Consider the following 6,495-nt stretch of genomic DNA (forward strand, 5'->3'; position numbering starts at 1 on the left):
ATTTGGAACCTTGCTCGCGGAACTCATCAGGGCCAGGGGTGGCTACGCCGCCGCACAAATAGGCCGGACACACGACTGTACTGACGACCGTCGCAGCATCGCCAAAAACCTCTTGCATTGCAGGAGCCATCCACACACGCCGTTCAGCCCTGATAGGATGCTGCGGTGCGGCTTCCCCAATGCAGTCACTGACAAATGCCGCAGCATTTCCGTCGCCTCTTGGTTGCTCTGCGGGATTGGGCGGCTTTTCGCGCCGCCAACACGGAGGGTTCGCTGCTCGCCGAATCCGAAAGAGATGTTCAATATGCCGGTACATAGCGGATCAAAACAGCTGCGTGCGCAACGGCAGGAATGCGGCGCCAAGGTGGGCCGCGTCCCCTGTGATCGCGCTCTCGCACAGACGCGGGTTCGGCGTCGGATGATCGGCGAAGGCGGTCTGTGCTTCCGCGATCAGCAGTTGCCGAAGCCGCGCCGGTGCCTCACCGCCGAAGAATATCGCCGCCGGGTCGAGGATGGCCTTGATCGCCCGCAGCGCAAGGCGCAGGCGCGGGCCGGTCTCGGCGATCCAGTCCGCGACACCGGGCCATCCCGGATCGAACGACGCGCAGAGTTCCGACACGGTCTGAAGCGCGATGCCATGCCCGCGTACGCGCTTCAGCAACTCGCCAAGCGCGGGGCGGTGGGCGTTCTCTTCGGTGGCGAACAGCAGGGAAATCTCGCCTGCGTTTCCCTGATCGCCGACGACAGGGTGGCCATTCACGAAGAGGCCAGCGCCGAAACCGTAGTTGAACGACAAATAGACAAGGCTTCGATATGCGCCACCGGCACCCAAGAACGCCTCGGCAATCGCACTGGCGGTGGCGTTGTTTTCCGGCACAACGGGCAAACCGAAGCGGTCCGCCAGCACCGCTTCCAAAGGAAGCCCCCGCCATGCGGCAAGGGGAAGCGGCGGCTCGAAGCGGTCCGCCGTTCCGGTTCTATAGCCTTGCATCGCCACGCCGATCCCGATCAGGTCGCGCGACTTCAACTCGTCCGCCTTCCAGCTGGCGATGCGGTGTTCGACGGACTTCAGAACCTCTTCCGGGTCGTTCGGCGCGACCTCAAGGCGTTCCAGAGCAAGCGGCTGCCCGGTAATGTTCAGCAGGCACAGGAACACGCTCTCGGTCGTAACCGACAGGCCGATGGAGGCGTAGCGGTCCGGTGAGAGGCCGACCATCGGGCTTGGTTTTCCGCGGCCCCTGATCTCGGCCTCGCCAAATCGGACAAATCCCCGCCGTTCGAGGCTGTCGAGCAGCCGGTGCACGGATTGCTGCGACAGGCGCACACGTTCGGTCACGCTCGCCCTGGGAATCCGCCCCTCGCGCAGAAGGATGGCCAGAAGCTCGCGCTCGCTTTTTGCAAGGGGTGATGGCGGGCGCAGCGGGGAAACCTCCGTATTTCATCGGCCTACGTGGCGTCTGACCTACCGTCTGATGGCGGCGACACGCAATCGCGATCTTTGGTCGCGATCGGTCATGACATGTCACGGCATTTTCACACATCATGAGTAAAATTAACAACGGGAGAATGGAACCGATGACAGCCATCCAGATCGACGGTCTCTCGAAGTCGTACGGCGATTTCGTTGCCCTGTCGGACGTCGATCTTCACGTCGGGCAGGGAGAGTTCCTGACGCTGCTTGGACCTTCCGGCTGCGGCAAGACAACGCTTCTGCGATTGATCTCGGGGTTTCTCGATCCGTCGAAGGGCACGATCCGCATCAATGGCAAGGATGTGACAAAGCTGCCTCCCGAAGTCCGCGATACGGCGCTTTGCTTTCAGTCCTATGCCCTGTTCCCGCATCTGACGGTTGGGGAGAACCTCGAATTCGGGCTCAGGCAGAAACGCTTGCCAACGGTGGCGCGGCAGGAACGTATCGCGGAGGTCGTCGCCAAGCTCGACCTCATGCCCCAGATGAACAAGCTGCCCAACCAGCTTTCGGGCGGCCAGCAGCAGCGCGTCTCGCTGGGCCGGGCGCTTGTCATGCGGCCGGGTGTCATCATGTTTGACGAACCCCTGTCGAATCTCGACGCCAAGCTGCGCGATCAGGTGCGCGTTGAAATCCGCCGCATCCAGCGGGAATACGGACTGACCGCGATCTATGTGACCCACGATCAGGCCGAGGCGCTGGCGATGTCCGACCGCATCGTCGTTCTGAACCACGGGAAGATCGAGCAGGTCGATACGCCCGAAGCCCTGTACCACACCCCCGGAACGCGGTTCGTCGCCGACTTCATCGGCGCCGCGAACCTGTTCGAGGGCGAGGTTATGGGCGAGGCCGGGCCCGGCCTCTGGCGCGTCGATACCAAGGTTGGGCAGTTCGTCGTGGCGGCGAAGGCGCCGCCGCCGTTGCGAGAGGTTGACGTCTGTTGGCGGCCCGAAACCGCCCGTATCGGCAACGACGGGCTGGAAGGCCGGGTGATCCACCGGGCGTTCCAGGGCCATTACACCGATCTCGTCGTCGCGGCTGGGCGGGGCAGCTTCCGCGTGCAGACCGCCGCGACCGACGCGCGCGAAGGCGACACGATCCGCGTCACCGTGCCGCCCGAACGGATCCGGCTGCTGGAGCGCCGCCGATGACCGCCCGCAAGTGGCTGACCGTGATCCTTCTACTGCTTCCCGGTCTGGGGCTGATCCTTGGCCTGATCGGCAGCGTGGCCTGGATCGCGGTCGCGCAGTCGTTCGGGTTTCACAACATTGCGGGCGAGAGCGCCTTTTCGACCGCGTTCTGGACGGAAGTCCTCGACCGCAAGATATTCTGGCGGTCGGTCACCTATTCGCTCTACATCGGAACGGTCAGTGCGTTCCTGTCGGTCGCGCTCGCCTATCCGCTTGCCATCTGGCTCAGGAAACCGTTTCCGGGCTCGACGATGATCGGCGCGTTGCTGAAGGCGCCCCTTCAGGTGCAGGGCCTGGTCGCGGCGTTCCTGTTCATCAACATCATCGCCTATCACGGCCTGCTGAACCAGGCGATGCAGGCCGTCGGCCTGTGGGATGGGCCGCGACGCCTGCAGAACGATCCGAACGCCGTCGGCGTGCTGATCCTTCAGGTCTGGAAGAACATGCCCTTCGCGCTTTTGATCCTCGGCGGGGCGGTGCAGTCCATCGCGGACGATGTGCTCGACGCCGCGCGCGATCTGGGTGCCGGTCCTTGGGCGCGGTTCCGCCGGATCATAGCACCGCTTTCGGTTACCGCGATGCAAGCCGCACTGGTCCTCATCTTCATTGGCGCGCTGTCTGATTTCAGCTTTCAGGCAATCGCCGGGCCTACCAACCAGCAGTCCATGGCGCAACTGATGGTTTCGATGAAAGGGCGCGGCGACTGGAACGAGGCGGCCGTCATCGGCGTGTCGCTCATGCTCCTGGCGCTTGGCGGAGCCGTCGCCATGGCGGCTGCGGCACGGATGGTTCTGCGGGGGCGGCTGTGGTGACGGCGCAGACCCTCAACCGTGGCCTGATGGCCCTTCTTATGGCCGTCTGTACCATCTGGCTTGTCCTGCCGTTCATGATGGCGGTGCTCTGGTCGCTCGTCGACCCGTCCGAGCCCTGGACGGCCGACCGTCTGCTTCCGCCCGCCATGTCGTTCCATCGGTGGCGCGACATGTGGGAGAATTCACTCCTCAAGGACGCGCTCCTGACGTCGTATGCGCTGGCGCCCTTGGCCGCGATCCTGTCGCTGCTCCTGGCCATGCCAACGGCCTACGCCTTGGGCCGGATCGACTTTCCGGGGCGCGAGACGGCCAAGCTCATGTGCCTTCTGCCGCTGGTCGTACCCGGTTTTGTTACGGCGATCTTCTTCTCGGCCCTTCTGTTCCAGCTTGGCCTGAATACCTGGCGGTTTGGCGCAATCCTTTTCGCGCATGCCGTACTCGCGCTGCCCTTCGCGATCCGCATCCTCACCGTCAGCTTCGAGCAGGTCCGGCAGGATCACATCGACGCCGCGCGCGATTTGGGTGCAAGCGGATGGGCGCGGTTCCGCGTGGCCTATCTGCCCGCCCTACGCCCCGGCATTTTCGCCACGCTGCTGATCGTCTTCGTGCAGTCGATCGAGGAATTCGCCATCGCCTTCATCATCGGCTCGCCCGACATCGTCACGATCCCCACGCTGCTGTTCTCGTCCCTCGGCACTGACTTCGTTCGGCCAAAAGCAGCGGTGCTGTCGCTTATCCTCGTCGTTCCGAACGTGATCCTCATGCTGATCCTCGAACGGCTTCTGAAATCCGCAAACCCCGCGCTGTCGTCAGGCAAGGGGTGAAGGACTGTCCACCGCCCTCAAAACAGGAGAAAGACCATGTTCAAGACCGTTCTAGCAGGCACCGCAGCACTCGCCCTCGGCGCGTCGGCAGCATTCACCCAGACATCGGACATCACGACCATGTCCTGGGACGAAATCGTCGCGCAGGCCAAAGAGGAAGGCGAGCTGACCTGGTATGTCTGGAACCTCCCCGAAGAACTGCGCCGTTTCGTGAAGCCGTTCGAAGAGGAATACGGCATCACCGTAACGATCCCGGAAGGCACCAATGCGGGCAATGCCGAAAAGCTTCTGGCCGAGCGCGAGCGCGAAACGGGTGACATCGATGTTTTCGCCTGGCCAATCGACGCCTACGAGACGGTGGAGGTCGAGAGCCTCTTCTATCCGTTGTCTATGCTGCCGGAGGACCCGGGCCGCTTCACCGAACTCGCCGGGATCGACAACAGCACGCATGTGCTTCCCTACTGGGGCAACCAGACGGGCATCGCCTATGATCCTGCCCATATCACGCCGGAAAGCCTGCCGCACACGCCCGAAGACTTCGCCGCGTTCTGGACTGCCAATCCCGGCAAATTCGGCTTCAACTATGAAAACGGCGGCGCCGGGCCGTCCTTCATCCAAAGCATCGCGCGCACGATCACGGGTTTCGACGTGGCCGACGTTACGGTCTCGGACGAACGCCTTGCGACGCTGCAGCCCGCGTTCGACTTCTTCAAGCAGACCCCCGACGATTACGTCATCACCGCCGGAAACGCGGACAGCATCACGCGGATCAGCGATGGCGAGCTTTGGGCCGCACCGGCGTGGGAGGACCACCTCGCCGGCCTTCAGAAGCGTGGCGAGATCAGAAAGGAGATCGCGTTCTACATCCCCGAGATGGGCATGAACGGCGGCGGCAACGGTGTGGCAATCCCGAAGAATGCACCGCATCCGGCGGCGGCGGCGGTCTTCATGAACTGGCTGACCTCGGCCGAAACCCAGAGCGCGCTGAACCGCGAGTTCGGCACCGCCCCGATGCACAAAGAGGCCGACAGCAGCAATGCGCTCGTCCCCGTCGATCAACGTAGCCGCAGCACGGTCTGGGCCGCCAAGCCGTTCGGCGACGCGCTTATGGCTGCGTTCATCGACAACGTGATCCTCGAAAACTGATCGCGGCTTTCCTCCCAGGGGCGGCCCGCGCAAGGACCGCCCGTTTCCCGCACGAAGGCCAGGCAGATTGGATCAGACGATGAGCGACCACTGGACATTATCCGCGGCCGACAGGGCGCGGATCGTTGCGGCCCTGTCTGGTGCCAGCCACACGCTGGCGTATCCGCCGGCAATCACGGTGCCCGGCGAAGGCGGCAAGTTCACGCCCCAGGGCGAGGTGCTGGAGCATCCCGGCAACACGTTCCTTTGTCACATCGACCCTACCTCGGTCTTCTACGACCGGCTGAGCGCGGTGCAGGACGGCCTGCAGGCAGGCCCGTGGGGGGAGTGCATGACCTTTCTGCCGAAGCCAAGCTTCCACATGACGGTCTTCTGCGGCATCAGCGGCGCGCCTCTCGGTGCCGACGGCTGGCCCGAGGGCATGGATCGCAGCGCGACGCTTGGCGAGATCACGGCCCTCTACATCGAGCGGCTCTCGCGGCTTGCCGCTCCGTCCGGCTACCGCGTCCGCCCTGTAGGTGCCAACGGCCCGGTGAGCATCCGGATGCAGCCCGACGGCCCGGAAGAGACCGCGCAGCTGCGCGGCCTGCGGGACGTGTTGAGCAATCTGACCGGCCTTAACCGCCCGGATCATTTCACCTACAATTTCCACGTTTCGCTGGCCTACATGACGCGCCTTCTTTCGTGCGAAGAGGCCGAAGAGCTTCTGACCGCGTCAGAGACGCTGTTCGCCCGCCATCTGCGGAACCTGGGGCCAGTCGAACTAGGCCCGGTCGCGTTCTGCCGGTTCGAGACGATGTGCCGCTTCGACACTCTGGGCACGCTCGGATCCGGCGGATATCGGCCCTTGCACTGAGCACCCTATCCGCGAAACCGACGAATGTGTGGCGTCGGCGAACTGTGAAGCGGTCGTATTCGGCCCTGCCGGATGAGGTGGATGGCTCCTGCTCCCCCGGCGTTAGATGCGCCATAGTGCAGTTGTCATGGACTGCGAGGAAAGGAGCCACCCGATGACAGTTAAAACAGTCGGCCTCGATTTGGCCAAGGATGTATTC

6 protein-coding genes are annotated in these 6,495 nt (G+C 63.7%); 5 read left to right on the top strand and 1 reads right to left on the bottom strand.

What is annotated here, in order from left to right; translation table 11 throughout:
• Window positions 1-322 precede the first annotated feature (322 nt).
• The gene (locus ACRCSW_RS24150; protein WP_438708208.1) at window positions 323-1,420 is read right to left on the bottom strand and encodes an ROK family transcriptional regulator; all 1,098 of its coding nucleotides are present in this window, start codon (window positions 1,418-1,420) and stop codon (window positions 323-325) included.
• A gap of 155 nt (window positions 1,421-1,575) precedes the next feature.
• Here ACRCSW_RS24150 and ACRCSW_RS24155 point away from each other — a divergent pair, with 155 nt between their 5' ends.
• The 5 genes from ACRCSW_RS24155 to ACRCSW_RS24175 all read left to right on the top strand — a co-directional run bounded on the left by ACRCSW_RS24155 (window position 1,576) and on the right by ACRCSW_RS24175 (window position 6,296).
• Window positions 1,576-2,619: an ABC transporter ATP-binding protein gene (locus ACRCSW_RS24155; RefSeq protein ID WP_438708203.1), complete on the top strand. Its 1,044-nt coding sequence runs from the start codon at window positions 1,576-1,578 to the stop codon at window positions 2,617-2,619.
• A complete protein-coding gene (locus ACRCSW_RS24160; protein WP_438708204.1) occupies window positions 2,616-3,470 on the top strand; it encodes an ABC transporter permease in 855 nt (284 codons plus the stop codon). Before ACRCSW_RS24155 ends, ACRCSW_RS24160 begins: the two co-directional genes overlap by 4 nt.
• Window positions 3,467-4,294, top strand: coding sequence for an ABC transporter permease (locus ACRCSW_RS24165; RefSeq protein ID WP_438708205.1), 828 nt, complete (start codon window positions 3,467-3,469; stop codon window positions 4,292-4,294). Before ACRCSW_RS24160 ends, ACRCSW_RS24165 begins: the two co-directional genes overlap by 4 nt.
• Window positions 4,295-4,330: 36 nt before the next feature.
• On the top strand, window positions 4,331-5,440 hold the full coding sequence (locus tag ACRCSW_RS24170; RefSeq protein WP_438708206.1) for an extracellular solute-binding protein: 1,110 nt from the start codon (window positions 4,331-4,333) through the stop codon (window positions 5,438-5,440).
• A gap of 79 nt (window positions 5,441-5,519) precedes the next feature.
• Complete coding sequence (locus ACRCSW_RS24175) at window positions 5,520-6,296, top strand: DUF1868 domain-containing protein (protein ID WP_438708207.1); 777 nt, start codon at window positions 5,520-5,522, stop codon at window positions 6,294-6,296.
• Window positions 6,297-6,495 lie beyond the last annotated feature (199 nt).

The organism is Tabrizicola sp. (assembly GCF_051645465.1).
Lineage (GTDB): Bacteria > Pseudomonadota > Alphaproteobacteria > Rhodobacterales > Rhodobacteraceae > Tabrizicola.